At 74.4% G+C, this 25,986-nt stretch carries 27 protein-coding genes; 6 read left to right on the forward strand and 21 right to left on the reverse strand.

Annotated elements, in window-relative coordinates; all coding sequences use genetic code 11:
• Window positions 1-62 precede the first annotated feature (62 nt).
• The 3 genes from ACFO3Q_RS04530 to ACFO3Q_RS04540 form a co-directional block, all read right to left on the reverse strand.
• Window positions 63-500: a rhodanese-like domain-containing protein gene (locus ACFO3Q_RS04530; RefSeq protein ID WP_377003445.1), complete on the reverse strand. Its 438-nt coding sequence runs from the start codon at window positions 498-500 to the stop codon at window positions 63-65.
• 73 nt (window positions 501-573) lie between these two features.
• The gene (locus ACFO3Q_RS04535) at window positions 574-996 is read right to left on the reverse strand and encodes a hypothetical protein (RefSeq protein WP_377003446.1); all 423 of its coding nucleotides are present in this window, start codon (window positions 994-996) and stop codon (window positions 574-576) included.
• Between the two features lie 48 nt (window positions 997-1,044).
• Entirely contained in the window at window positions 1,045-1,524 is a 480-nt protein-coding gene (locus ACFO3Q_RS04540; protein ID WP_377003447.1) for a YiiD C-terminal domain-containing protein, read from the reverse strand.
• A gap of 19 nt (window positions 1,525-1,543) precedes the next feature.
• On the opposite strand from ACFO3Q_RS04540, the gene ACFO3Q_RS04545 reads away from it, so the two are divergent.
• Genes ACFO3Q_RS04545 through ACFO3Q_RS04555 form a run of 3 tightly spaced genes read left to right on the forward strand, consistent with a single transcriptional unit; the run spans window position 1,544 to window position 4,721 of the window.
• Window positions 1,544-2,323, forward strand: coding sequence for a uroporphyrinogen-III synthase (locus ACFO3Q_RS04545; protein WP_377003448.1), 780 nt, complete (start codon window positions 1,544-1,546; stop codon window positions 2,321-2,323).
• 41 nt (window positions 2,324-2,364) lie between these two features.
• Window positions 2,365-3,465, forward strand: a complete 1,101-nt coding sequence (locus tag ACFO3Q_RS04550) for a uroporphyrinogen-III C-methyltransferase (protein WP_377003449.1) — start codon at window positions 2,365-2,367, stop codon at window positions 3,463-3,465.
• Entirely contained in the window at window positions 3,462-4,721 is a 1,260-nt protein-coding gene (locus tag ACFO3Q_RS04555; RefSeq protein WP_377003450.1) for a heme biosynthesis HemY N-terminal domain-containing protein, read from the forward strand. Before ACFO3Q_RS04550 ends, ACFO3Q_RS04555 begins: the two co-directional genes overlap by 4 nt.
• A gap of 207 nt (window positions 4,722-4,928) precedes the next feature.
• Here ACFO3Q_RS04555 and ACFO3Q_RS04560 read toward each other — a convergent pair whose 3' ends face one another.
• Window positions 4,929-6,209: an acetyl-CoA C-acetyltransferase gene (locus ACFO3Q_RS04560; protein WP_377003451.1), complete on the reverse strand. Its 1,281-nt coding sequence runs from the start codon at window positions 6,207-6,209 to the stop codon at window positions 4,929-4,931.
• A 150-nt stretch (window positions 6,210-6,359) separates the two neighbouring features.
• On the opposite strand from ACFO3Q_RS04560, the gene ACFO3Q_RS04565 reads away from it, so the two are divergent.
• Both ACFO3Q_RS04565 and ACFO3Q_RS04570 read left to right on the forward strand, forming a co-directional pair.
• Complete coding sequence (locus tag ACFO3Q_RS04565) at window positions 6,360-7,250, forward strand: hypothetical protein (RefSeq protein ID WP_377003452.1); 891 nt, start codon at window positions 6,360-6,362, stop codon at window positions 7,248-7,250.
• A gap of 88 nt (window positions 7,251-7,338) precedes the next feature.
• On the forward strand, window positions 7,339-7,665 hold the full coding sequence (locus ACFO3Q_RS04570) for a DUF3247 family protein (RefSeq protein WP_377003453.1): 327 nt from the start codon (window positions 7,339-7,341) through the stop codon (window positions 7,663-7,665).
• 240 nt (window positions 7,666-7,905) lie between these two features.
• On the opposite strand, the gene ACFO3Q_RS04575 is transcribed toward ACFO3Q_RS04570, so the two are convergent.
• The 9 genes from ACFO3Q_RS04575 to glnA form a co-directional block, all read right to left on the reverse strand.
• Complete coding sequence (locus ACFO3Q_RS04575; protein WP_377003454.1) at window positions 7,906-8,565, reverse strand: DUF4142 domain-containing protein; 660 nt, start codon at window positions 8,563-8,565, stop codon at window positions 7,906-7,908.
• A gap of 220 nt (window positions 8,566-8,785) precedes the next feature.
• Entirely contained in the window at window positions 8,786-9,313 is a 528-nt protein-coding gene (locus ACFO3Q_RS04580) for a GNAT family N-acetyltransferase (RefSeq protein WP_377003455.1), read from the reverse strand.
• Between the two features lie 10 nt (window positions 9,314-9,323).
• Window positions 9,324-9,998, reverse strand: a complete 675-nt coding sequence (locus tag ACFO3Q_RS04585) for a superoxide dismutase family protein (protein WP_377003456.1) — start codon at window positions 9,996-9,998, stop codon at window positions 9,324-9,326.
• Window positions 9,999-10,055: 57 nt separating this feature from the next.
• Window positions 10,056-11,480, reverse strand: a complete 1,425-nt coding sequence (gene ntrC, locus ACFO3Q_RS04590; RefSeq protein ID WP_377003457.1) for a nitrogen regulation protein NR(I) — start codon at window positions 11,478-11,480, stop codon at window positions 10,056-10,058.
• Window positions 11,470-12,513, reverse strand: a complete 1,044-nt coding sequence (locus ACFO3Q_RS04595) for a two-component system sensor histidine kinase NtrB (protein ID WP_377003458.1) — start codon at window positions 12,511-12,513, stop codon at window positions 11,470-11,472. Before ACFO3Q_RS04595 ends, ntrC begins: the two co-directional genes overlap by 11 nt.
• A 94-nt stretch (window positions 12,514-12,607) precedes the next feature.
• Complete coding sequence (locus tag ACFO3Q_RS04600; RefSeq protein ID WP_377003484.1) at window positions 12,608-13,864, reverse strand: ammonium transporter; 1,257 nt, start codon at window positions 13,862-13,864, stop codon at window positions 12,608-12,610.
• Window positions 13,865-13,967: 103 nt separating this feature from the next.
• A complete protein-coding gene (locus tag ACFO3Q_RS04605) occupies window positions 13,968-14,306 on the reverse strand; it encodes a P-II family nitrogen regulator (RefSeq protein ID WP_377003459.1) in 339 nt (112 codons plus the stop codon).
• Window positions 14,307-14,327: 21 nt separating this feature from the next.
• Window positions 14,328-15,014 (reverse strand): TorF family putative porin, encoded by a 687-nt coding sequence (locus tag ACFO3Q_RS04610; RefSeq protein ID WP_377003460.1) that lies wholly within the window; start codon window positions 15,012-15,014, stop codon window positions 14,328-14,330.
• A 156-nt stretch (window positions 15,015-15,170) separates the two neighbouring features.
• Window positions 15,171-16,580: a type I glutamate--ammonia ligase gene (gene glnA / locus ACFO3Q_RS04615; protein WP_377003461.1), complete on the reverse strand. Its 1,410-nt coding sequence runs from the start codon at window positions 16,578-16,580 to the stop codon at window positions 15,171-15,173.
• A gap of 221 nt (window positions 16,581-16,801) precedes the next feature.
• Here glnA and ACFO3Q_RS04620 point away from each other — a divergent pair, with 221 nt between their 5' ends.
• Window positions 16,802-17,596, forward strand: coding sequence for an undecaprenyl-diphosphate phosphatase (locus tag ACFO3Q_RS04620; RefSeq protein WP_377003462.1), 795 nt, complete (start codon window positions 16,802-16,804; stop codon window positions 17,594-17,596).
• A gap of 39 nt (window positions 17,597-17,635) precedes the next feature.
• On the opposite strand, the gene ACFO3Q_RS04625 is transcribed toward ACFO3Q_RS04620, so the two are convergent.
• From ACFO3Q_RS04625 to ACFO3Q_RS04660, 8 genes are all read right to left on the reverse strand, one after another.
• Complete coding sequence (locus ACFO3Q_RS04625) at window positions 17,636-18,256, reverse strand: YbhB/YbcL family Raf kinase inhibitor-like protein (protein WP_377003463.1); 621 nt, start codon at window positions 18,254-18,256, stop codon at window positions 17,636-17,638.
• Window positions 18,257-18,320: 64 nt separating this feature from the next.
• Window positions 18,321-20,414: a tetratricopeptide repeat protein gene (locus tag ACFO3Q_RS04630; protein WP_377003464.1), complete on the reverse strand. Its 2,094-nt coding sequence runs from the start codon at window positions 20,412-20,414 to the stop codon at window positions 18,321-18,323.
• 70 nt (window positions 20,415-20,484) lie between these two features.
• The gene (locus tag ACFO3Q_RS04635; RefSeq protein WP_377003485.1) at window positions 20,485-21,477 is read right to left on the reverse strand and encodes a YheT family hydrolase; all 993 of its coding nucleotides are present in this window, start codon (window positions 21,475-21,477) and stop codon (window positions 20,485-20,487) included.
• A gap of 2 nt (window positions 21,478-21,479) precedes the next feature.
• Window positions 21,480-22,262: a lysophospholipid acyltransferase family protein gene (locus tag ACFO3Q_RS04640; RefSeq protein ID WP_377003465.1), complete on the reverse strand. Its 783-nt coding sequence runs from the start codon at window positions 22,260-22,262 to the stop codon at window positions 21,480-21,482.
• Window positions 22,263-22,326: 64 nt separating this feature from the next.
• Window positions 22,327-22,761, reverse strand: coding sequence for a hotdog fold thioesterase (locus ACFO3Q_RS04645; protein ID WP_377003466.1), 435 nt, complete (start codon window positions 22,759-22,761; stop codon window positions 22,327-22,329).
• Window positions 22,758-23,369 (reverse strand): YkvA family protein, encoded by a 612-nt coding sequence (locus ACFO3Q_RS04650; protein WP_377003467.1) that lies wholly within the window; start codon window positions 23,367-23,369, stop codon window positions 22,758-22,760. Before ACFO3Q_RS04650 ends, ACFO3Q_RS04645 begins: the two co-directional genes overlap by 4 nt.
• Before the next feature lie 83 nt (window positions 23,370-23,452).
• Window positions 23,453-25,396: a phospholipase D family protein gene (locus tag ACFO3Q_RS04655; RefSeq protein ID WP_377003468.1), complete on the reverse strand. Its 1,944-nt coding sequence runs from the start codon at window positions 25,394-25,396 to the stop codon at window positions 23,453-23,455.
• Complete coding sequence (locus tag ACFO3Q_RS04660; RefSeq protein ID WP_377003469.1) at window positions 25,393-25,962, reverse strand: YceI family protein; 570 nt, start codon at window positions 25,960-25,962, stop codon at window positions 25,393-25,395. The genes ACFO3Q_RS04655 and ACFO3Q_RS04660 overlap by 4 nt, the downstream gene beginning before the upstream one ends.
• Window positions 25,963-25,986 lie beyond the last annotated feature (24 nt).

Here is a 25,986-nt window from a genome sequence, read left to right on the forward strand (position 1 = left end):
TGGAACGGTGAGGGGCTGGAGTATCCCACGCCCCCATGACAGCCGCCGCCGGCGGCAAGGGATCAGGCGCGGCCCTTGGCCACCGGGAAGTTCGCCGCGCGCCAGGCTGCGATCCCGCCTTCCAGCACGCCGACGCGCTTGAAGCCGGCCTTGACCAGCCGCTTGGCGACGTCGGGCGAGGCCGTGCCCGCGCGGCAGACCACCACCACGGGCAGTTCCTTGGCCGGCGCGAGCAGCTTGCTCTCGGGATCGAACTGACTCATCGCCACGTGCTTCGAGCCCGGCACGTGCGCCTTCTCGAAGTCGTTGATGGCGCTGACGTCGATCACCAGCGCGTTCTCGCGGTTCATCAGGTCGGTGACCTGCTGCGGGCTCAGCCCCTGGAAGCCGCGGAACAGGCGCATCACCTCGTTGACCACGATGGCCAGGGTGAGGCCGACGAAGGCGATCGACAGCAGCGGGTGACGGCCGGCGAAATCGGCCACTTGATCGAAGGTCACGTGAGGGCGGGAAGCGTCGGAAGGGCGGGGATTGTCGCCGATGCCGCCGCCGCGGCGCAAAAGCGCCGCAGGATCAGCGCTGTGCGGCGGTCACCGGCGGCAGGCCGCTGGTCAGCAGCCAGCGCCGCGAGGGCTCGTCCCAGCGCCAGGTCTCCAGCGCCTGCACGATGCGCTCGGTCTGGGTGTGCCGGTTGACCACGCCGACGTCGACCGTGCGCGCATAGCCGCCGTCCGCCGTCGGGCCGGCCGCCTTGACGTGGTAGCTGGTGACCTGGATCTGCCTGAAGCGCTCCAGGTCGAGCTCGGTGAGCGGTGCCGCGGCGCGGACCTCGGGATCGAGGAATTCCTGGGCGGCCTCGAACTCCCCCCAGCGGATCATGCCGGCGTAGGTGTAGAGGGCGCGGTCCAGCGCCTGCTGGCGGGAGGAGCGCTCGGGGCAGCCGGCCAGCGGCAGGGCGAGCGCGAGGACGGCGAACAGGAGGAGAAGGCGCGACATGCCGCTAGCGTGCCCGTGCGCGACCGGCGCGCCAAGAGGGCCGCGCCCTCATCCGACCGGCGCGAGCACGGCGAAGCGCGCCTCGAGGCTGCTGACCACGGTGCCGGCGGGATCGCGCACGCAGGCCCCCAGGGTCAGCCGGGCGCGCCCGCGCCGGGCGTAGATCGCCATGGCGGCGTCCCAGTCGCAGTCCGGCGCGAAGCGGGCCTCTGCGCGCAGGTCGGCGTAGAGCGGCGCGCTGTAGCGGATGCTGCTGTCGGCGACGTAGACCTCGCCCACGCGCCCCTCGGCATGCAGCCGCAGGGTCACCAGCCCCCATGCGGAGAGCGTCATCAGCGAACCGAGGCTGCCGCCGAAGGCGTTGCCCTTGTCGTTGACGTTGAGCGCGAGCGGCGCGGACAGGCGGAGGACGTGGCCGTCGTAGGCGACGGGTTCGACGCCCATGGCGACGGCGGGCGGCATCGTCCGCAGCGCCGTGCGCAGGACGTCGAGCTCGCCCTGCGGCGTGGTGGTGACGGTGTCGGACATGCCGTGACAAGCTGCCAGCATGCTTCGGATACCCGCAAGTACGGACGCCGCGCAGCTCGCCGGCTGGACCCTCGTGTCGCTGCGCCCGGTCGGCGGCCATGCCGGCCTGCGCCGCGCCGCCCAGGCCTGCGGCGCGCGCCTGCTCGCGCTCTCGCCGCTGCGCCTGGTCCCGCTGGAGACGGACGCCCTGGACGCGGCCCTGGCCGCCGACCGCGTGGTGTTCACCAGCCCGGCCGCCGTGCGTCACGCCGACCGCCGACGGCCGCTGCGCGGCCTGCCCTTCGCCGGCATCGCGGTCGGCGCGGGCACCGCCCGCGCGCTGCGCCGCGCCGGCGTGGCGCGCGTGCAGTCGCCGGGGCGGATGGACAGCGAGGGCCTGCTCGCCCTGCCCGTGCTCGCCGACGTCGCCGGGCGCACCGTCGGCATGGTCACCGCGCCCGGCGGACGCGGACTGATCGCACGCACGCTCGAGGAGCGCGGCGCCCGCGTGCTGCGGGCGGAGGTCTACCGGCGGGAGGCGATGGCGCCGCCGGCTTCCGCCGTGCGCAGGCTCATGGCCCTGGACCCGGCGCACCTCGCGCTCGCGCTGACCAGCGGCGAGGCCCTGGCGGCGGCGTTGCGCCTGCTGCCGGCGGAGGCCGCGGAGCGGCTGCGCCGGGCGCGGGTGGTGGCCGCCAGCGGACGCCTGCATGCGCTGGCGCGCGGGAGCGGGTTCCCGCACGTCCTGGAGGCGGCCGGGCCGCGGCCACAGGCGCTGCTGGCCGCGCTGGCGGCGTCGGCGCGGACGGGGTTCCGGTAGGATTCCTGCCCATACACGAAGGAATCCCAGGCCGGACTGCCGTGAGCGAACCGACGCCCCCGATCGAGCCCCAGCCCGCCCCACCGCCCCGCAGGCGCAGTGCCTGGCCCGCGCTGATCGCGCTGTCGATCGTGGTGCTGGCGCTGGCCGCCCTCGCCGCGCATGGCTGGCAGCAGGGCTGGCTGGACCGCCTGCGTCCGCAGTCCGCCGCGGCGACCGCCGCCCCGGCGACGCCGCCTCCCGCCGACCCTCGGATCGAGGCGCTCGAACAGGAAGGCGAACGCCTGCGCCAGGAACAGCGCGCACTGGACCAGCGCCTGCGCGACACCTCGGCCAGCCTGCGGGTGGTGCGCGACGAGGCGCTGGCGCTGGCCCAGCGCGCCGAACTGCTGGAGGAGAGCCTCGCGCGGCTGGCCGACGTCCGCCAGCGCGGGGCCACCGCGCTGCGGCTGGACGAGGTCGAGCTGCTGCTCTCGCTCGGCGGGCACCGGCTGGAGCTGGCCGGCGACGCCGATGCCGCGCGCAGCGCCTATCTGGCGGCGCAGGGCGTCCTGGCCCGGATCGAGGACCCCGGCTACACCAACCTGCGGCAGAGCCTCGCGCAGGAACTGGCGGCGCTGCGCGCCCTGCCCGAGGATCCGCGCGACGTGGCCTACGGCGAACTGGCCGCGCTGCAGGCGGCCCTCGCCGGGCTCCCGCCGGCGGGCACCGCCGTCCCCGACGAGGACGCCGCGCCGCAGGGTCCGGTGGACCGCCTGCTGGGACGCCTGGTGCGCGTGCGCCGCGTCGACGATGCCGTGCCGGTGACCGCGGCCGACCGCGCGGCCCTCGCCCACGCGCTGGACGTGGAGCTGACCCTGGCGCGCGCGGCGCTGGAGCGGCGCGAGGAGGCCGCCTTCGGCGCGGCGCTGGAGCGCATCGACGCGGCGCTGGCCGCGCTCTATGCCCCGACCCCGGCCCTCGACGAGCGCCGCCGGCGCCTGCAGGCCCTGGTCGGGCGCCCGCTGCGCACCGAGATGCCGCTGCTCGGCTCGACCCTCGCGCAACTGCGCGGGCAGCGCGCCGCCGGGAGCGTCCCCGCGCCGGCACCCGAGCCGCTCCCCGCCGCGCAGGCGCCGAGCGACGACGCGGATACGCCATGAAGCCGTTCCGCAGCCTGCTGTTCTGGCTGTTGCTGGCCGCGCTCGGCGCGCTCGGCGCGACGCTCCTGCTCGCGGATCCGGGTCTGGTGCTGGTGCAGATACACGGCCGGGAGATCGACACCTCGGTCGCGGTGGCCGTGCTGGCGCTGCTGATCGGCTTCGCCCTGCTCGTCCTCGCCTGGCGCCTGCTCACCCTGCCGATGAACGCCTGGCGCGGCCGCCGGCAGCGCCGCTCGCGCGTGCGCCTGTCGGGCGGGCTGGTCGCGCTCCACGAAGGCCGCTGGCGGCAGGCGGAGGAACACCTGCTGTACGCCGCCGCCGACCGCGGGCTGCGCGTCCCCGCCCTGCTCAACGCCGCCCGCGCCGCCTGGGCCCGCGGCGACCGCGGGACCGCCGCGGCACACCTGCGCGCACTGGCCGAGGTCGATCCCGTCGCCGCCGCGCTGGCCGAGGCCGACGCCGCCCTCGCCGCCGGACGCGAAGCCGAGGCGGCCGCCAACCTCGACGCGCTGGCCCAGCAGGCCGCCATGCCGCCGCGCGGACAGCTGCTGCGCGTGCAGGCGCTCGCCGCCTGCGGCCGGGCGCGCGAGGCCTGGGGCCTGCTCGGCGACCTGCGCACGAGCCAGGTCCTTCCGCCCGACGAATTCGCCGCGCTGGAGCGCCGGCTGGCCGCCCGGATCCTGCGCGAGGCCGGCGACGCCAATGCGCTGGCCGACGCCTGGAATGCGACCCCCAGGGCGCTGCGCAGCGATCCCCTGGTGCTCGCCGCCTATGCCGAACGCGCCGGCGCGACGGGCATGCAGGCGGCCGCCGCGGCGGCGGTGGGCAAGGCGCTCGACGCGGGCTGGGACGAGTCGCTGGCGGCGGTCTACGCCGACCTGCCCCGTTCGCCGAAGGACGACCTGCGGCTCGGCGCGGCGGAGACCTGGCTGCGCCGCCACGACCGCAGCCCCGCGCTGCTGCTCACCCTGGCGCGCCTCGAGCGCGACCGCGGCCGGACCGCCGCCGCCCTCGACTACCTGCACCGCGCGCTGGCGCAGGGCGCGGGCGCGGAGGCCTGGGAAGAGCTGGGCGCCATCCACGCCGACCGCGGCGAGTCGGAACCGGCCCGGCAGTGCCTGGCCAATGCCCTGCGCGTGCTGCGGGGCAAGCCCCCGATGGCGCTGCCGGGCCGAGGCCTGCACGAACGCATCCACGACGAGGCGGTCGCGGAGGAACGCGACGAGCACGGCATGCCGCGCTTGAGGAGCGAGTAAGGAGGAGTGAGGGCGAGCGGGACGTCCGGCCACCCGCCCCCCTTGGTTTCTCGCTCAGTCCCCAGGCAGCGCGCTGCGCGCGCTCACCCCCATCCTGGCCTTCCCCCGCAGGGCGTGGGAAGGAGCTTCGCGGCGAGGAGTGCGTCGAGGAACGAGAGCGCGCGCGCTCACCGCTCCTCGTTTCTCACGCCTCAATCCGCTCACTCCTCAGGCGCGCTCCAGGATCGCCACCACGCCCATGCCGCCGGCGGTGCAGATGGAGATCAGCGCGCGGCCGGAGCCCTTTTCCTTCAGCAGCTTGGCGGCGGTGGCGACGATGCGGGCGCCGGTGGCGGCGAAGGGGTGTCCGAAGGCCAGCGACGAGCCGACCACGTTGAGCTTCGCCGGATCGATGGAGCCCAGCGGCGCGTCGAGGCCGAGCTTGTTGCGGCAGAACTCGGCGCTTTCCCAGGCGCGCAGGGTGCAGAGCACCTGGGCGGCGAAGGCCTCGTGGATCTCGTAGAAGTCGAAGTCCTGCAGGGTGAGCCCGTTGCGCGCCAGGATCTGCGCGACCGCCCAGGCCGGCGCCATCAGCAGGCCCTCGCCGTGCACGAAGTCCACGGCGGCCACCTGGGTGTCCACGAGATGGGCGAGCGGCTCGTGCCCGTGCGCGGCCGCCCATTCGTCGGACGCGAGCAGGCAGGCGGCGGCGCCGTCGGTCAGCGGGGTCGAGTTGCCGGCGGTCAGCGTGCCCTGGCCGGAGCTGCGGTCGAAGGCGGGCTTCAGCGTCGCCAGCTTCTCCAGCGTGGTGTCGGGGCGCAGGATGTTGTCGCGCTGCACGCCGCGGAAGCTGACCACCAGGTCGTCGAAGAAGCCGCGCTCGTAGGCCGCGGCCGCCTTGCGGTGCGACGCCGCGGCGAGTTCGTCCTGGGACTCGCGGCTGATCGACCACTCCTTGGCCATCATCTCGCAGTGCTCGCCCATGGACTTGCCGGTGCGCGGCTCGCCGACGCCGGGGAACTCGGGCATCAGGTCGCGCGGATGGAAGCCGCGGAACGCCGCCAGCCGGTCGCGCATGCTGCGCGCGCGGTTGAGGTCGAGCAGGCGCCGGCGCATCGTGCGGCCGACCGCGATCGGCACGTCCGACGTGGTGTCGGAGCCGCCGCCGATGCCCGCCTCGATCTGCCCGAGGGCGATCTTGTTGGCGACGTTGACGATGGTGTCGAGGCTGGTGCCGCAGGCGCGCTGCATGGTGATGCCGGGCGTGTGCGGGTGCAGGCCCGAGGACAGCGTGGCCTCGCGGCCGATGTTCCAGTCGGAGGCGTGCTTGAGCACCGCGCCCATGGCGACCTCGCCGAGCAGCTCGCCGTGCAGCCGGTAGCGCTCGACCAGCGCGCCGAGCGTCCGGATCGACATGCCGAGGTTGCCCACGTCCGCATACGCGGTGTTGTTGCGGCAGAACGGGATTCGGACTCCGCCGAGGACGGCGACGGGGCGGGACTGGCGCATGCGTGGGCCTCGTTTTGCATGCCCGGGCGGCGGGGGTGGCGCGGGCATAATGTCGTGTGCGCCCATAGCTTAGTGACTGCGACCGCCCGCGCCAAACGCCGGCGTATGCAAGCTTGGCTCGCGTTCACTCCATCGCTTCCGTTGCCCGCCATGTCCGACCTTCCCCTCAGTTGCCTCGGCGCCCTCGCGATCGAGCTGGTTCCCACCACCGTCGCCGGACGCATGGCCCTGCCGCAGGCACGGGCAGGGGAGCTCGCGGCGCTGGTCGCGCGCGACCTCGCCCGGCATGCGCCCGAGGCGCCCGCGCTGGATCTCGCGGTGCTGGCCGCGCATTTCGACCCCATCGAGCTGCTGCGCCCGCGCTGGCCGGTCCACGCGGAGCTGGTCGAGCTGGCCGCGCGCGCGCCGCGCGGCGGCGCGCCGGCGGGCGGCCGGGTGATCGCCTTCGGCAGCAACGCCGAAGGCGCCCTGCCCGCACGGCTGGCACCGGACCCCAACCACGTGGGCGGCGCGCTGCGGCTGGTGCCGTTCGCGCTCAGCGGCGACGCGGAGACGGTGGCGCAGGTCGGGGCGCGCCTGGAGGCGACCCTGCTCGAGACCGGCATGGCCGACCCGGCCACCGCCCTGGAGGCGCAGTCGGCCTTCGAGGCGCAGGTGGAGCACGCGCGCTACCTGACCCTGCACGACCTGGTCGCGATGACCGCCATGCAGTACGAACACGCGGGGCTGGCGCCGCTGTGGCCGCTGATCGAGGCCGCCCTGCTCGCCCCGGACGACGAGGCCTGGCTGGATGCGCCGCCCGAGCCGCTGCTGCGCTACGCCGGCGGCACTGCGCGCGTGGCCGGCTTCGACATCGACACCTGGAGCGACGCCGGCTTCGCCCCGGCGGACACGCCGCCGGAACGGCTGTCGCGCGCCTTCGACCACTTCGGGCGCCGCCAGCGCCAGCTGGGCGCGGTCCTGGCCGCGCACGGCATCGCGCTCGCGACCCGGCCCGTCGCCCCGGGCGAGGACCCGCGCGCGGCGCTGCGCGCGGGCTGACCCGCGCCGGCCCGCCGGCCTTCGCGGTGCGGCGACGGATGCGCTGCGAACGTCGCTGCGGTTCCAGCGATTCCCCGGAGGTGCGCGCATGGGCGCGTTCGCGAACAACGTCTACACCGACGAAGCCACCATCGACGCCATCGAAGCGCGCATCCGCGAACTGCCGCAGAGCGCGCGGGTGAAGGTGACCCTGTCGAACGGACAGGTGTACGTCGGCACGGTGGCCGAGCGGCCGAACATCCAGGTGTTCAGGAACGCCGACGGCGACGAAGGCAACAACGCCATCGTGAAGCTCGAGGACCCGCTCGACGCGCACCAGGACGCCTATCTCTGGATCGACGAGATCGTGAAGGTCGAGCGCGTGCTGCAGGGCCCGCTCGACCCGGACGATCTCAAGCCGCTGCGTCCGGAGTGAGCGGGATGCGAGGAGCGAGCGGAGAGGAGTGAGAAGCGAGGACGAGCACCCGCCCCTCGTTTCCCACTCCTGATCTCTCGGCCCCTCGCCAAAGCGCCTCCTCCCCAGCCCTCCCCCGCTGCCCGCGGGGGAGGGGGCCGTGGGGCCGAGGGGCGAGTGGAAAGGAGTGAGGAACGAGATCGGGCAGCCGCCCTTCCTCCCGTTGCTCGCTCTTCATGACCCGGTCCCGGCAACCCTCGTTCAGTCGCCGCGGCGGGCCGCGCCGCCGTCCGAGCGGCCGCCGTGGCCGGCGTGCTCCAGGCTCTGCGCCGACTCGTGGTGCTGCTGCAGGGTCGGCAGGGCGCCGCGCGCCAGGGTGCGCACGGGTGCGGAGTGGCTGTCGTCGTTGGCGGTCCGCTCGAACAGTGCGACGGCCTTCTGGTGCTCGGCGACCATGGCCTGGCTGTAGGCGGCATCGAACTCGGCGCCGTCGGCGCGTTCGAGCCTGGCGATCACGGCCCGGTCGGGCTCCACCCGCGGCGGCGGGCCCACGGCCTCGGTCATCTGCTGCGCCAGGCGGCGGTGGTCGGTCAGCATGCGCTGCGCGAACTGCCTGACCTCCTCGCTCCGGCCCTTCTCCAGCGCCAGGTTGGCGGCGGCGATCTCCGTCTCGTTGGACCGGGTGGCCTGCTCGACGAAGGTCCGGTCGGCGGCGTTGAGGGTGGCGGCGGCGCCGCCGCGGGCGCGGTCGGCCTGGCCCGCCGCCCGGTCGGAGCGGGTGCCGGTCTGGCTGCCGGCCTCGGCGCCGGCCTGGCCCGTGGTGGCCGGGCGCGGCTGCGTTCCGGCGGTGGACTGCGCGGCATGGACCGTCGGTACGGCGAGAGCGAGCGCGATCGTCAGTGAGAGTGCGGTGCGTGACATCGGGGAATCCTCGGGGGGCGATGGGGATGGAACCCGGCGCCGGCGCCCGTCGCGCCGCCCCGCCACCTGCTCGCATGCCGACCGGCACCCGCCGGAACGGCGGATGCGGCATGCGAGGAGGAGGAAGGGAGAGTCACGACGGCAGTCCGGAGTCCGGGCCCCGAGGTGTACGCGGGCGGCCGTGGCAGGACGGTGACGGGCGGGGACCGCCCGCCGTTCCTCAGCGCTGCGCTGCGCCGGCTGCGGGGGCCGGGCGTCCCGCCTGCCGCGTCCCCACCTCGTACATGGCGTAGCCGGCGTCCGCCATGCCCAGCGCGGCGTAGGTGGCCTGGGCGGCGGCGTTGTGCTTCTCGACGTAGAGGCGCAGGCCGCAGACCTGCGGGTCGGCCTCGGCGGCGGCGCGGACGTGCGCGTACAGCGCGCGGAAGACGCCGTGCCGGCGGAAGGCCGGCGCGACGTAGACGCTCTGGATCCACCACCAGTCGCCGCAGCGCCAGTCGCTCCACTCGGTGGTGAGCATGAGGGTGCCCGCAGGCACCCGCACCACTTCGGCGCCGGCATAGTCGTCGCTGCGCAGCGCGACGAAGTAGCGGGCGCGGGCGGGGTCGGCCAGGCCGACCGCGATGCCGCGGCGGACGGTGTCGAGGTCGAGCGCCTTGCCCTCGGTCTCCAGCGCCATGGCGCAGGCCCACTCGGCGAGGAGATCGACGTCGCCCGGCGTGGCCGGGCGAACCTCGATGCGGCTCATGCGGGGACGCTCACTCCGCCGGGCCGCCCGCGGTGGGCACGGTGCCCGCCTCGATCACGCCGCAGGCCCAGCGGCCGCCCGCGTTGCCGGTCGGCTGGCTCTCGTAGTCGTCGGGGCTCTCGTGGACGATCACGGCCTTGCCGACGACGTCGTGAGCGTCGCCGCTACCGATGGTGACGCCCTCCGCGCGCGCATCCACCTGGGCGCGGCCCTCGCCGTCGGCGCGCAGGTTCACCATGTCGCCGCCGTGCTGCGCGCTCTGCGGATCGCGCGGATCGCCGTGCGGCTGCCCGTGCGGATTGAAGTGACCGCCGGCGCTGGAGGCGTCGGGCGCGCTGCAGTCGCCGTGCTCGTGGATGTGGAAGGCGTGCTCGGCGTTCGGGTTCAGGCCGGTGATCTCGCCGGTGACGCGGATGCCGCCGTTCTCGACCGCCAGGGTCAGGGTGCCGGCGGTCTCGTGGCCCTCGGTCGGCGCGAGGGTGGCGGTGGCGGTCGCCGCCGGCTGGATGCCGGCCGCGGCGCCGGCGTCCTGGTCGACGCCGACCGGCGCCGGGGTCGCCGGGGTTTCGGCGGGCGTGGCCGCGGGCGGCGTGGTGGCCGTCGTGCCGCCGGCGGGGGCGGTGTCGTCGTTGCGGCCGCAGGCGGCCAGGGCCAGGGTGATCGCGAGTACCAGGGCAGTGCGCATGGAAGTCTCCGGGATGGTGAGGGCGTGAAGAATGCGGGCGGCGGCGTTCACATCGCGTCAGCGGCGCCCGCCGCGGGCGCTGCCGACCTTGCGGGCGAGGGTGTTGCGGCCGAGGCCGAGCTTGGCGGCGGCGCGCTGGCGGTGGCCGCCGGTGTGTTCGAGCGCCGCCTCCAGCAGGGCCTGCTCGAAGCGCTCCAGCGCGGCGGCGTGCAGGCCGGTCTCGCCGGCGGCCAGGGCCCGCCGCGCCCAGGCGCCGAGCTGCACGGCCCAGTCGGCATCGGATGCCGCGGCCGTCGCGTCCGGCGGCCGCAGCGCGCCGGCGAGGTCGGCGCGGCCGACCGTCTCGCCCGGCGCCAGCGCCGCCACGCGCCAGCAGAGGTTGCGCAGTTCGCGCACGTTGCCGGGCCAGGGGTAGGCCACCAGCTCGGCCATGGCCTCGGCCGAGAAGCGCCGCGCCGGCGCGCCCAGCTCCGACGCGGCGCGGGCGAGGAAGCTGGCCGCCAGGGCGGGGATGTCGCCGGTGCGCTCGCGCAGCGGCGGCAGGCGCAGGCGCACGACGTCGAGGCGGTGCAGGAGATCGGCGCGGAACTGGCCTTCGGCGACGCGCCGCTCGAGGTCCTGGTGGGTCGCCGCGATCACGCGCACGTCCACGCGGATCAGTTCGCGGCCCCCCACCCGGAAGAACTCGCCCTCGGCCAGCACGCGCAGCAGGCGGGTCTGCAGCCCGGCGGGCATGTCGCCGATCTCGTCGAGGAACAGGGTGCCGCCGTCGGCCTGCTCGAAGCGGCCGACGTGCCGCCGCGCGGCGCCGGTGAAGGCGCCCACCTCGTGCCCGAACAGCTCCGACTCCAGCAGCTCGGACGGAATGGCGGCGGTGTTGAGCGCCACGAACGGGCCGCGCGCGCGGGGCGACTCGCGGTGCAGGGCGCGCGCGACCAGCTCCTTGCCGGTGCCGGTCTCGCCGGTCACCAGCACCGAGAGCGGCGCCTGCGCGAGGCGGCCGATGGCCCGGAACAGGTCGCGCATGGCGGGCGCGTCGCCCAGGAGCTGCTCGCCGACGTCGGCCGCCGCCGGTTCCGGCGCGCGGCGCTCGCCGCCCTCCCTGGGCAGTGCGCGCGCCGCGAGCGCGACCGCGTCGTCGAGGTCGAAGGGCTTGGACAGGAACTCGCGGGCGCCGCCGCGGAAGGCGCCGGCGGTGGCGGCGATGTCGGTGTAGGCGCTCATCACCACCACCGGCAGCGCGGGAATGCGCGCGTGCAGGGCGTCCAGGAAGGCCAGCCCGTCCATGCCCGGCATGCGCACGTCGGTGAAGACCAGGTCCGGCGCCTCCGCATCGAGTTCGTCGAGCGCGTCGGCGGCGCGCTCGAAGGCACGCACGGCGAAGCCGGCGTCGCGCAGCGCCTGCGCCAGCACGAAGCGCACGCTGCGGTCGTCGTCGACCACCCACACCGTCGCGTCCTGCCGGCTCCGGTCAGGCGCCATCGGCCACTCCCTCGACGCCGCCGGCCGGCACCGGGATCGTCAGGATGAAGAGCGTGCGGCCCGGCCGGGAGCGGTAGGTCAGCGCGCCGCCGTGCTCGCGCAGGATCTGCTGCGCCAGCGGAAGGCCCAGGCCCGAGCCCTCGGCCCGGCCCGAGACCAGGGGCAGGAAGATGCGTTCGGTGAGGTCCTCGGGGACGCCGCGGCCGTCGTCCTCGACCTCGATGCGCAGGGCCAGCCGGTGCACCACCGCGCCGATCAGCGCGCGCCGCTCGGCGCGCGTGCGCAGCACCACGGTGCCGGCGCCGGATTCGAGCGCGTTGCGCACGAGGTTCCACAGGGCCTGGGTCAGGCGGTCGGCATCGCCGAGCACCTCGGGCAGGCTGGGGTCGTAGTCGCGTTCCAGCCGCACCGTCCAGCCGGCCTCGGCCTCGGCCAGCACGCGCACGCGTTCGAGCACGCCGTGGATGTTGAGCGGCACCAGCGGGCGCGCGGGAGCGGGGTCGAGCAGCCGGTCGAGCAGGCCCGCCAGCCGCGCGCACTCGCTCTCCACCAGCTCGACCAGGGTGCGCGATTCCTCGTCCTCCACCCGCCGTGCGAGCAGCTGCGCGGCGCCCTTGAGCCCGGCCAGCGGGTTGCGGATCTCGTGCGCGAGCCCGCGCAGCGCGGCATGCAGGGCCGCGGGCAGGTCGCTCGCGGGCTCGGCGCCGGGAAACTCCTCGACCGGCAGCGCCTCCAGGCGCAGGCCGTCGTCGTCCTGGGCCAGGAGCAGCTCGGCGAAGCGGTCGGCACCGCCCGGTGCGCGCAGCCGCACGCGGCGCGCGCGCACCGGGTCGGTCTCGTCCGGCAGGCGGGCGACGAGGCGGGCGAGCCTGCCGTCGTCCGCATCGAGCTCGGTCACCGGCAGGCCCTCGAGCCTGCGCGCGCTGACCCCGAGCCAGCGCGCGAAGGCCGGATTGCAACCGGCGATGCGGCCCTCGCCATCGGTCCACGCCACGGGCAGCGCGAGGGCATCGAGGGTGGGGGCGAGGGTCATGCCGGCATTCTAGAGCGTGCCGCGCGCTTCGACGGATGTGCCGCCGCATCGGGCACGGGCGCGACGGCGAGGGCCGCGCGCCCGCGTCCGGGGCTCAGCGCTCGTAGGCGCGTTCGCCGTGGGAGACGATGTCCAGGCCCTGGCGCTCCTCCTCCTCGGAGACGCGCAGGCCCACGACGCCCTTCACCGCCAGCATCGCGAGCAGGGTGACCACGGCGCACCAGACGATGGTGAAGACCACGCTGACCAGCTGCACCCAGACCTGCGCGCCGATGGCGAGGTCCGCCTCGGTGCCGCCCAGCGCCTGCGCGCTGAACACGCCGGTGAGCAGCGCGCCGACGATGCCGCCGATGCCGTGCACGCCGAACACGTCGAGGCTGTCGTCGGCACGCAGCAGGCGCTTGAGGCCGTTGACGCCCCACACGCAGAGCGCACCCGCGGCGAGCCCGATGGCGATGGCGCCCATCGGACCCACGGTGCCCGCGGCCGGGGTGATGCCGACCAGCCCGGCGATGGCGCCCGAGGCGCCGCCCAGCGCCGAGGCACGGCCCTTGGCGAGCGCCTCGACCGCGCTCCAGGCGACCACGCCGGCGGCGGTGGCGACCATGGTGTTGAGCATCGCCAGGGCCGCGCTGCCGTCGGCGGCCAGCGCCGAGCCGGCGTTGAAGCCGAACCAGCCGACCCACAGCAGCGCCGCGCCGACGAAGGTGAAGGGCACGCTGTGCGGCTTGATCGGCTCGCGCCCGTAGCCCAGGCGCCGCCCGAGCACGTAGGCGCCGACCAGGCCCGCCACGCCCGCGTTGATGTGCACCACCGTGCCGCCTGCGAAGTCGATGACGCCGCGGTGCGCGAGGAAGCCGTCGTCGCCGCTCCACACCATGTGCACCATCGGCAGGTAGGCGAAGGTCACCCACAGCACCGAGAACAGCAGCACCGCGACGAAGCGGACGCGCTCGGCGAAGGCGCCCACGACCAGCGCCGTGGTGATGCCGGCGAAGGTCGACTGGAAGGCCACGAACAGGAACTCCGGCAGCCCGTCGACGACGGTGTCGGCGTCGATCCCGCGCAGGAAGGCCTTCTCGGTGAAGGAGCCGAAGAAGGCGTTGCCGTCGGTGAAGGCGACGCTGTAGCCGTAGACCACCCAGACCAGCACCACCACGCTGTACACCACCAGCACCTGCATCAGCACCGACAGCACGTTCTTGGCGCGCACCATGCCGCCGTAGAACAGGGCCAGGCCCGGCACCACCATCAGCAGCACCAGCAGGGTGGAGGTGAGCATCCAGGCCACGTCGCCGTGGTCGATGGCGGGCATAGCGGCGGCGTCCTGCGCCTGGGCGGGCGCGAGCATGCAGGCGAACAGCAGCCCGCACAGGGCGAGGACGGTGCGCAGGACGCGCGGGCGGGCGGAAACGGCGGTGGTCGTGGTCATGGCGGTCCCCTTGGCGAAAGACTCAGAGCGCGTCATCGTCGAGCTCCCCGGTGCGGATGCGGACGGTCTTCTCGACCGGCAGCACCAGGATCTTCCCGTCGCCGACCTTGCCGGTCGCGGCGGCGGACTGGATGGCGTCGAGGGCGGCGTCGAGCAGGCCGTCCGGCACGGCCACCTCGACCTTGACCTTGGGCAGGAAGTCCACGACGTACTCGGCGCCGCGGTAGAGCTCGGTGTGCCCCTTCTGGCGCCCGAAGCCCTTGACCTCGGACACGGTGATGCCGGACACGCCGACGGCGCCCAGCGCGTCGCGCACCTCGTCGAGCTTGAAGGTGCGGACGATGGCGATGATCAACTTCATGGTGCGATCCCCTCGCGGTGGTCAGAAGGACTTGGTGAGGCTCACGAAGGCGCGCGAATCGGCCTCGTGGAGGTTGACGTCGGTCCAGGCGAGTTCGAGCGCGAAGGCCTGCGGCAGCGCGAGGCCCAGGCTCACGCGGCGGTCGGTGTAGTCCTGGCCCGTGGGGCCGGACACGTACTGGCGGCCCACGTGCAGGCCCAGCGTCCAGCGCCCAGCGAAGTCCAGGCCGTAGGAGGCCTCGAGGTAGCCGCTGCCGTCGGAGCCGGGAATGCCGAACAGGTCGGTGAGCGCATAGGCGTACCTGAGCCCGAAGCCCGCGGCCTCGATCCCCGCGTAGGCCTCCCAGGTGTCGGCCCGGTCGAAGCCGGCCGGATAGCTGCCGGGGTAGCGGTAGTGGATCGCGCCGACGTCGAAGCCGACCGCGTCGGACAGGGCGCCGCGGTAGCCGAAGTAGCCGTCGAGCTCGACCTGGCTGGACACCGCCGGGTCGCTGTCCGACAGCCAGCTGATGCTGCTGCCCCAGGTGCCGGCGTAGAACCCGTTGCCGGCCTCGAACTCGATGCCGCCCTGGATCGCCGGCTTCTCGCCGGTCTGGGTGAAGCCGCGGAAGACGTAGTCGCTGTCAGCGTCAGCGAACCGCCGGTCTCCGCATCCGCCGTGGCGCAGGCGCCCGACAGCACGACCGCCGCGGCCAGGCGCGGCGTCCATCCCTCTCGATCGAACATGACAGCCTCTCCGTCGGATTGGCCTCCCCGTCATCGTTCTCGTCGCGCGGTGCGTTGCCCTCTGCCCGCGCTGGCGCATCCCTGCGCGCGTCTCCCGCAACGACGCAGCCCGGCGCGGGGCCGGGCTGCGGGTGTCGCATCAGATCGCGTAGTAGAGCTGGAACTCGAGCGGGTGCGTCGCCGCCCGGAACTTGGTGACCTCCTGCATCTTCAGCGCGATGTAGCCGTCGATGAAGTCGTCGGAGAACACGTTGCCGGCCTTGAGGAACTCGCGGTCGGCGTCGAGCGCCTCCAGGGCCTGGTCGAGCGAGTGGCACACGGTCGGGATGCCCTTCTCCTCTTCCGGCGGCAGGTCGTAGAGGTCCTTGTCGGCCGGCTCGCCCGGATGGATCTTGTTGCGGATGCCGTCCAGGCCCGCCATCAGCAGCGCGGCGAAGGTCAGGTAGCCCGACTGCACCGGATCCGGGAAACGCATCTCGATGCGGCGCGCCTTCGGGTTGGACACGTAGGGGATGCGGCAGGACGCCGAGCGGTTGCGCGCGGAGTAGGCCAGCATCACCGGCGCCTCGAAGCCCGGCACCAGGCGCTTGTAGGAGTTGGTGGAGGCGTTGGTGAAGGCGTTGATCGCGCGCGCGTGCTTGAAGATGCCGCCGATGTAGTACAGCGCCATCTCCGACAGGCCGCCGTAGCCGTCGCCGGTGAACAGGTTGGTGCCGCCCTTGGCCAGCGACTGGTGCACGTGCATGCCGGAGCCGTTGTCGCCGACGATGGGCTTGGGCATGAAGGTCGCGGTCTTGCCGTTGCGGTAGGCGACGTTCTTGATGACGTACTTGGTCGTCAGCAGCTCGTCGGCCTTCTTCACCAGCGAGTTGAACTTGGTGCCGATCTCGCACTGGCCGGCGTTGGCGACCTCGTGGTGGTGCACCTCGACCTCGATGCCGAGGCTGGTCAGCACCTTGCACATCTCGGCGCGCAGGTCGTGCAGGGTGTCGCTGGGCGAGACCGGGAAGTAGCCGCCCTTGACGCCGGGACGGTAGCCCGAGTTGCCGCCCTCGTAGCGCTTCTTCGAGTTCCAGTGCGCCTCCTCGGAGTCGATCTCGAAGAAGGTGTGGCCCATCTCGTTGGCGAAGCGGACCGAGTCGAACACGAAGAACTCCGGCTCCGGGCCGAAGAAGGCCTGGTCGGCGATGCCGGAGGACTTCAGGAAGGCCTCGGCGCGCTTGGCCACGCCGCGCGGGTCGCGCGAGTAGGACTGCATGGTCGCCGGGTCGAGGACGTCGCAGGTCAGGACCAGGGTCGGGTCCGCGGTGAAGGGGTCCACGAACGCGGTGTCGGGGTCCGGCAGCAGGACCATGTCGGACTCGTTGATGCCCTTCCAGCCCGGGATCGAGCTGCCGTCGAACATCTTGCCGTCCTCGAACAGGCCCGGCTCGATGATCGAGGCGGGGTAGGTGACGTGGTGCTGCACGCCGCGCATGTCGACGAAACGGAGATCGACGAACTCGATGTCGTGGTCCTTGACGAGCTTCTCGGGGGTGTTGCTGGTCACAAGCGACTCCGTGGGAGTGAAGAGTGCATCAAGGACAGCAAGGGCCGTGCCAGCGCGCCGCGAACGCAAACCTTTGAATCCATTGCGGCAGCGGCGGCAGCGGCGGCCGCCCTGCACCACAGGGGTGCGCTTTCGGGCGACCCTGCACCGGAATGGTGCGCACGGCCGGGGTGGGGCCGCTGCGGCAGGGCCGCTATGCTTGCCCTTTTGCCGGCACGCCCATGCCAGACCTGCTGTCCGCCCTGCTCCTGGGCATCCTCGAGGGGTTCACCGAGTTCCTGCCGGTCTCCAGCACCGGCCACCTGCTGATCGCCCAGCACTGGCTCGGCGCGCGCTCGGACTTCTTCAACATCGTGATCCAGGCCGGCGCCATCCTCGCCGTCACCCTGGTGTTCCGGCAGCGGCTGTGGGGCCTCGCCACGGCGTGGAACCGGCCGGACAACCGTGACTACCTGCTCAAGATCGGCGTGGCCTTCCTGGTCACCGCCCTGGTCGGCCTGCCGGTGCGCATGGCCGGCTGGGAACTGCCGGAGGCGGTCACGCCGGTCGCGCTCGCGCTCATCATCGGCGGCATCTGGATGATCACCGCCGAGCGCATCGCCGAGCGCCTGCCCGGCCCCGGCAGCATCACCTGGACGGTGGCGGTGCTGGTCGGGCTCGCCCAGGTGGTGGCCGGCGTCTTCCCCGGCACCTCGCGCTCGGCCGCGGCGATCTTCATCGCCATGCTGGCCGGCGCGCGGCACCGCCCCGCGGCCACCGAGTTCGTGTTCCTGGTCGGCATCCCGACCATGTTCGCCGCCAGCGCCTACGCCTTCCTCGAACTGTGGAAGGACGGCGCCATGGGCGACGAGGCCTGGGGCGACGTCGGCGTCGCCTTCCTGGCCGCGGCCGTCACCGGCTTCGTCGTGGTGAAGTGGCTGCTCGGCTACATCAGGTCGCACCGCTACACGCCGTTCGCGGTCTACCGCATCGCCCTCGGCGTGGCGCTCCTGCTCTGGCTGCCGGCGGGACGATGAGGCGCGGCGGCGGGCCGCGACGCCCGCCGCCGGCCGCGCTCAGCCCGCGGGATCGACCGCGGGGTTGAGGCTGTAGCGGCCGTGCACGGCCGCCTCGGCCAGCACGTGGCCCTGGATCGCGCGCAGCAGGTCCGGCGCCGCGAAGCGCGCCGGGAGATCGAGCTTCTCCACGTCCAGCGCGAAGACCCGGAAGATGTAGCGGTGCACGCGCAGGTCGTTCGGCGGCGGATACGGGCCGTCGTAGCCGAGGTAGTCGCCGCGCATGCCGGCGTCGCCCGCGAACCACTCGGTGTAGCTGTTGAGGCCCTGGCGTGCGCCCGCCGGGCCGCGGGGATCGCGCTTGCCGCCCTTCTCGAAGCCGTCGGCGGCGCTGCCCGCGGGGATCTCGGTCACCGTCGCGGGGATGTCCGCCACCGCCCAGTGGTAGAACTCGCCGCGCACGTGCTCGACCGGGATGGCGACGCCCTCCTTGCCGGCCAGGCTGGCATCGGTCGGCGCATCGGGGTCGATGCACACCAGGGCGAAGCTGCGCGTGCCCTCGGGCGCGCCCGACCAGGCCAGGTGCGGGTTGCGGTTGCCGCCGAAACCGTCCGGCGCGCCGGCCGCGAACGCGGCCGCCAGCACGCCGCCGTTGTCGAAGTCGTTGCTGCGCAACTGCATGGAAGTCTCCTCGGGGTTCGGGAAGGGAAGCCGCGGCGCGCCCCTGCGGACGCGCCGCGCCGGATCAGGCGGGATAGCCCAGCCGCTCCGCGACCGGATGCAGCGCGGCGAAGGCGTCCCCCAGCACGTCGGCATAGCCGCGCCACGCGCCCGGCGCGAAGGCGCGCGGGGGACGCGCCGCGGCCACGATGGACGCCAGCGTCGCCGCGTCGATCTCCAGCGGCGTGCCCAGCACCTCCGACAGCGTCGCCACCGCCGCCTCGGGCGCCTCGATCAGTTCCTCGTAGCGCAGGGCCTGCACGAAGCCTTCCACCTCGAGCGTCGCGGCGAGGTGCTCGAAGCTCGCCGCCAGCGCCCGCGCCGCGGCCTCGGGCGCGTCCGCGCGCAGGTGCCCCGGGGTGCCGAAGGCGAGCCAGTGCAGCAGCGCGTCGCGCGGGTCGCGCAGCACGGTGACCAGGCGGCTGCCGGGCAGCTCGCTGCGCAGCGGTGCGATCAGGCGCGCGTCCCAGTAGGCCAGCCAGTCGATCACCGTGGCGCCGGCGAGGCCGGCCTGCGCCATGGCCTGCCGCCACGCCTCGCCGAAGGCGCCGGGCGCGTGGCCGGGATGGGCCGGGTCGTCGAGCCAGGTCTGCGGCGCGCTCAGGCCGTCGAGCCGGGGCGAGCCCTGCCGCAGCAGGCGGTCGCCCATCATCGGCACCTGCATCTGCCGGCGCAGCAGTTCCACCACCAGCGCCGAACCGGCGCCCGGAGGCGACCACAGCAGGATCGGCGCGTCGGCGGCGGCGGCCGGTGCCTCGGAGGGCGCAGGCGCCGCGGCGGGCAGGGCGGCCGGGCCGGCGTAGGGAAGGACGGGCGCGGCCGCGTGCGCGTCGCCCCAGTCGGCCAGCGCCTGCTCGCGGCGCTCGGCCCGCGCGTGGGCGAGGCCGCGCGCGCGGCGGAAGTCGGCCCGCGCCAGCGGCTCCGGATGCTCGGCCAGCGCGTTGATCAGCGCGATCGCGGCATCGGGGTCGCGCACCAGTTCGATGCGGTAGAGCAGCAGGCGCGCGCGCAGCGCGCCGGGCGCGCGTTCCAGCACCTCGCGGGCCAGCGTCTCGGCCTCCGCCAGGTCGCCGCGGATCTCGGCGTACAGCGCGAGCGTCTCGGCGGCCACCGGGCTCTCCGGCCAGGCCGCGCGCCAGCGCCGCGCCAGCGCCTCGACGTCCTCGCCGGTGCGCTCGCCCAGGGCCACGCGCGCCTGCCAGTACAGCTCGCCCGCCGCCGCGTCCTCCAGCCGTGCGTCGAGGAAGGCGCGCGCGGCCTCGTCCTCGCCGCGGTCCTGGCGCAGGCGCAGCAGGGCGACCAGGGCGCGGCCGTCGCGCGGCTGCAGGGCGAGGGCGCGCTCGAGCGCGGCGATCGCCTCCTCGTGGCGGCCCAGGTTCGCCAGCAGCATGCCGCGCACGGCGTGCGCCGCCGCGTCGTCGGGATGCCGCGCGAGCAGCGCATCGAGTTCGACGAGCACGTCGTCCGGGCGGTTCTGCTGGCGCAGGCTCTCGATCAGCAGGCGGCGCTGGGCGACGAGGTCGGGATTGAGTTCCAGCGTGTTGCGCAGCGCCTGCTCGGCGAAGGCGTGGTGGCCGGCGGCCATGTAGGCCAGGGCCAGCGCCGACTGCACCAGCGCATCGCGCGGGGCGACGCGCACGGTGCCGTCGAGGATGGCCAGCGCGCGCTGGTGGTCGCCCTGGCCCAGCAGCAGCTGCGCCTCGAACACCCGCACGTGCGGATGCGTCTCGTCGACGCGCTGGGCCAGCTTGAGCTGGCGCTGCGCCGCCTCGCGGTCGCCGGCGGCCAGCGCGATGTGGCCCAGCATCAGGTAGGCGGGCAACTGGTTGGGATCGAGCTCGACGGTGCGGTCGAGGCGCGCGCGCGCGCCGGCGAGGTCGCGCGCGTTGAGCGCGAGCGCGCCGAGGCTCAGGTGATAGTCGGCCTGGACCGGGTCCAGCTCGATGGCACGCTCGAAGGCGCTGCGCGCGCCCTCGTTGTCGCCCGCGAGCCGGCGGGCCATGCCCTGCAGGTGGGCGGCGGCGGCATCCTCCGGCGCGGCGGCGACGGCGGCGTCGGCGGCGGCCAGCGCCGCGGGCGCATCGTTGCGACGCAGGGCTTCGATCACGGGTTGCAGCATGCGGAGGTCCGGCGGTCTGTCGAACCGGCGATTCTACCCACACGCCGCGCCCCCGCCGGGCGCCGCGCGCTCAGGCGACGCCGGCGGTCGCCGCGTCCATGCGCGCGGCGATCCAGCGCTCGGCGAAGCCGTCGAGCGCGGCGTTCTCCAGGAAGCCGCAGTGCCCGCCCCAGTTCGAGACCTCCAGCCGCGAATGCGCCGGCAGCGCCAGGCGGTGGAAGTCCTCGACGGGAATGACCGGATCGTCCGCCGCGGTGAGGATGCTGACCGGCACCTCGAGCCCGGCGAGACGCTCGCCGGCGATGCAGTAGCCCTCGAAGTAGGCGTCGAGATCGGCCATGCCGGCGTAGCCGACCGCCAGCGCGGCGGTGAGCTGGCGCATGCCCTGGCGCAGCAGGGCGTCCTCCCAGGCGTAGCGCTCGGGGAACAGCGCGCGCTTGCGCCGCAGCGACTGCCGCCACTTGCGCATGAAGTACCAGTGGTAGAGCGGCAGCCCCCGCTCCAGCGCGAGCATGCCGCGCGCCGGGTCCAGCACCGGGCAGACCGCGACCGCGTGGTGCAGCGCGATGCCGGCCGCCGGCGCCGCGCGCGCCACGCGCAGGGCGAAGTTGCCGCCGAGCGAGAAACCCGCCGCGAGCAGCGGCCGCGTCGGGAACAGGCGCTGCACCTCGGCCACCGCATCGACCACCTCGTCGAGGCGGCAGGAGTGGAACATGTCCTCGTTGAGGTGGTGGGTGTCGCCGTGATCGCGGAAGTTGAGCCGGAACACCTCGTAGCCCGCGTCCAGCAGGGCGGCGGCGGTGGCGTGCATGTAGCCGGACTCGGCGCTGCCCTCCCAGCCGTGGAACAGCACCACCAGCCCGCGCGGCGCGCGCCCCGGCACCGCGCTGTGCAGGCCGAGCAGGCGCACGCCGCGACAGTCCAGCAGATGCTCGCGGGTGGTCGCGCCGCGGGTCTCGAAGGCGTGCCGCGCGCGCCGGCGGCGCAGGGCACTGGACGACAGCACCGACTGCACGTGCCCGCCCCGGAGCCAGCGCGGCGGCCGGTAGTCGGCGGCGTGCAGGGTCATGCGTGCATCGCCTCGACGATGCGCGCGCGGCAGGTCTCGGCCATGCGCCGGCGCCCGTCCTCGCTCGCGGCCACCGGTTCGAGGAAGTGCACCTCGGCGTCGCGCACGGGCTCGCCGAGCAGGCGGACGAAGTTCTGCACGAAGTTCTCGCCGGGCTGGAAGGCGACGACGGTCTGGGCCGAGGCGCCGGCGCCGTACTTCAGCGCCACCGGCTGCGCAGGCACGCCCGCCAGCACCGCCGGCTGGAAGATGCGGGCATGGAACACGCCGACCTCGCCGCCGTCGCGCGTGCGACCCTCGGGGAACACGCCGACCGCCCCGCCCTCCTCCAGGCGGCGCAGCATCTGGTGCATGACGCCGTTGAGCGACTCGGTGTCGCCGCGCCGGTGGTAGATGGTGCCGGCCCGCCGCGCCAGCCAGCCGATCAGCGGCCAGCGGCTGATCTCGTCCTTGGCGACGAAGCCGACCGCGCGCTGGCTGTGCAGCAGGGTGATGTCGATCCAGCTCACGTGGTTGGCGACGGTCAGCACCGCCCCGGGCAGCGGCGTGCCGATGCGGCGCGTGCGCAGCCCGAAGATGCGCAGCAGGCCGGCCGACCACAGCCGGATGGCGCGGTGGTCCAGGCGCTCGCCGCCGACCTGCATTCGCCGGGTCAGCGGATTGATGAGGAGCAGCGTGAGCGGCAGCGCGATCGCCACGTGCAGCGCCAGCACGGGCGTGCGGAGCAGGTAGCGGAGTGCGCGCAGCAGCGGGCTCGAGCGGGGCAACGGGGGCGACATCGCGTGCATTCTCGCCGAAATCGCTGCGCGTGCTGCAGTGCCGCGTGCGGAGCGCGTCCCGCGCCTAGCGCGGGATCACGGCCAGCGTGATCCGCGACACGCACACCAGCTTGCCGCTGGCCTCGTCCTCGATCCGGATTTCCCACAGCTGCGTGGTGCGCCCCACGTGCTGGGGCCGGGCGGTGCCGACCACCCAGCCCTCGCGCACCGCGCGCACGTGGTTGGCGTTGATCTCCAGACCGACCACGCCGTGGCCCTCGGCCGCCGCCAGCCCGCCGGCGGTGCTGCCCAGGGTCTCGGCCAGCAGCACCGAGGCGCCGCCGTGCAGCAGCCCGTAGGGCTGGCGGGTGCGCGCGTCCACCGGCATGCGCCCGCGCAGGAAGTCGGGGCCGACCTCGGTCAGCTCGATGCCCAGCGCGGCGATGGCCGTGTCGCGCGAGAGTGCGTTGAGTTCCTCCAGCGAGAGCGGGCGCCGGAAGACGGAGGTTCCGCCGCTCACGAGGTGCGGATCACGCCGGGGCGCCACGGACGCTTGTAGGTGCGGGTGCCGCCGTAGCCGCTGCTGCTGCCGTAGCCCACGCCCATGTCGCGGGCGCGGCGGCTGCGCATGCGCTCGATCAGCTCGTCGCGGCGCGGCGCCAGCCAGTCGGCGCGGCCGATGGTGGCGGGATCCTGGCCGCGGCGCAGGGCCTCGTGCTCGCGGAACGCGCAGAAGTCCTCGTAGGCCTCGATCTCGTTGCGCAGCTCGCGCACGCACAGCTCGATCATGATCGCGTCGTCGAGGAAGCCCAGCACCGGCACGTGGTCCGGGATGGCGTCGGCCGGGTCGGCGAAGTAGACCAGGGCGGCGAGGACGTGCCGGCGGTCCTCCTCCGGCAGCGCCCAGCCCTCGTCGCGCAGCATCGCGACCAGCCCGTCCAGGCGCTCCAGGCGCTGGGCGACGAAGTCCGGCACCCTGGCGAGGTCGGCCTCCTTCAGCAGTGCCTCGGCGGCGGCGATGGCCTCCTCGGCGGGCCGGCCCTCGGCGCGCCGTGCCGCCTCGCGCTGCGCCTCGCGGAAGTGCTCCAGGTCGGCGTCGGACAGTTCGATGGCAAGCGACAGCGTCATGAGGCGGCCCTGCTCGGGAGAAAGAAGGGCCGCAGGCTAAGGCGCGCCGCCGGAAAGCGTCAATGCGCCCGGCGCGAGCGGCGTCAGAGGATCGGGGCCAGGCCGGCGCCGAAGGCCGTGAGGATGCGCGTGTAGATGGACTTGGTCGGCACGTCGACCTCGGGGAAGTCCCCGACCGGCCGGTAGCAGGCGCGGAAGAGATCGGTGTCCGGCGGCGCCGGCGCGCAGTCCGGGCCGGGCACGAACTCGTAGCTGGTGGCGTAGCGCACCGGCCACAGGTCGAACAGCGGCAGGGCCTCGAACAGCTTGCCGAGGTTGTAGTTGATGTCCGAGACCACCGGCGTCCAGTCCTGGACCCGGCGCGCGACGACCCAGGCGTTCTCCGGCTGCAGGTCGCGCTCGATCTCGGCGCTGAGCGCATCGACGAAGGCGGTGTCGTAGATCGCCACCGCGCTCTCGGTGTTGAAGTTGTCCGAGCGCGGGTCGAAGTTGTGGGTGCCGACGATGCCCACGCGCCGGTCGATCACCAGCGACTTGGCGTGCAGGCCGACGCGCACGCCGGCGCTGCGCAGCGGCAGCGGGCCGCGGCGCGCGCCCGAGCCCACCGCGGCGAAGGTGGACTCCGAGGTCGGGCCGGAGGGGCTGCCGGTCTCCGCGCGCGCCGAGCCGAAGGCGCGGTTGGGCGCACGCGGCGGCTCGGCGCGCTCCTCCGGCGGCTGGTCGAGCGCGCCGGTGGCCAGCACGTCGATCGGCGCATCCAGCGGGAACGGCTTGTACTCGTGGATGCGGAAGCCCAGCTCGCGCAGGTAGGTGCGCTTGTACTTGTGCGAGAGCGCGTAGACCGGGAAGGCGTCGGTGGCGGCGAGGCTGTTGGTGGAGACCACCACCTCCGGCGCGTCCGGCCGCCGCTGCATGCGCCGGAACATGCGCCGCGCCTCGCGCGAGAGCACCAGGTAGGGCGTCTGCAGCAGGACCTGTTCGCGCGCGCCCTCGATGAGGGCGCGCAGGCCGTGCGAGGCGTCCGCCCGGGTGCGGCCGCCCTCGTGCTTGTCCGGCAGGTCGGCGAGGAAGTCCACCCGGCCCACGGGGATCGCGTGCGCGGCCAGGCCCTCGCGCAGCGCCTCGGCGTCGTCGGCCGCCGCCAGCACCGCCTCGACGCGGTCCGGCCGCTTGATCGCCGGCTGCTCCAGTCCGATCTGCTCCAGCGTGCGCGGCGGGCCGTCGTGGGCGAGCAGCTGGCGGCCCACGTCGTCCAGGCGCGCGGCGGTCACCGCGCGCGGGTGCGCCCAGAACGCCTCGAAGTTGGCGCGCATCGCCTCGCCCACCGGCCCGGCGACGAGGATGTCGCGGTCGCGGTAGTTGAACTCCGGGTCCCAGTCGAAATAGCGGTCCTGGTAGTTGCGCCCGCCGGTGATGCCGACCACGCCGTCGACCAGCAGCAGCTTGTTGTGCATGCGCTGGTTGAAGTTGCGGAACCGCAGCACGACGCCCGCGGCGAACTGGAAGTAGTTGGTGTGCGCGTTGTTGAACGTCGGGTTGTACAGGCGCAGCTCGAAGTTCTGGTGCACGCCGGCCAGGGCCGCGGCCAGGCGGGTGTTCTCCACGCTGAACATCTGGTCGAGCAGCACCCGCACGCGCACGCCGCGGCGCGCGGCCGCGACCAGCTCGCGCATGACGAAGTAGCCCGAGTCGTCCTCCGCGTAGATGAAGCTCTGCACCTCGATGCTCTCGCGCGCGCTGCGGATGAGGTTGATGCGCGCGACCAGGGCGTCCTGGCCGTACTCCAGCAGCAGCGCGTAGTGCCGCGGCGCGGCCTGCGCGGCGGTCTCGGCCAGCGCGCGGTCGCCCAGTTCGCGCAGGGGCGAGGGCCGCGCGCAGGCGTCCTCGCGGTCGCAGGTGAGCGCGGCCGGGCGCGCGGCCTCGGCGAGCGCCACGGCCTGGCGGCGCTGGTTCTCGCCGAGGGTCGCGCAGCCGGGCAGCAGCAGGGCCGCCGCCAGCAGCAGCGCGGTGCGGACGGCGGCGCTCACGACGAGGGCTCCAGGCGCAGGGAGAAGGCGAAGCGCACGCGGTCGGCGACCGCCATCTGCAGCGCGTTCATGCCGAAGGCGCTGCGCGAGACCTCGCCGCGGACCTCCAGCGGACAGTCGATGCCGGGCGCCGCGCAGGCCGCCGGGGCGACCCGGAAGCGCACCGGCCGCGAGGTGCCGCGCAGCAGGAGGCGGCCGTCCAGGTCGCCGCCGGTGACGAGCAGGGCGGGCGCGAAGCGCTGCGACTCGAACACGATGTGCGGATGCCGCGCGGCGTCGAAGAAGGCCTCCGAGCGCGCCCACTGCGTATAGCCCGGGCGCCCGGGGAACACCACGCCGTCGGCCTCCACCCGCACGCGCACCTGCAGGTCGCCCGCGGCGTCCGGCAGCACCGTCCCCTCCAGCCGCTCGAAGCGGCCCTCGACCCGGCGCAGGGTGCGCAGACGGACCTGGAAGCGCGCGCTCGAACCCGCCGCGTGCACCCGGTGGCGCACCGGCGCCACCGCCGGGACGTCGGCCTGCGCCGGCGCGAGGGCGGCCAGCATCAGCACGAGCGCGGCGCTCATGTCAGCGTGCCGGCCGCGGCGCGC

Origin of the sequence: Coralloluteibacterium thermophilum, from assembly GCF_042654365.1 — a bacterium.
GTDB lineage: Bacteria > Pseudomonadota > Gammaproteobacteria > Xanthomonadales > Xanthomonadaceae > Coralloluteibacterium > Coralloluteibacterium thermophilum.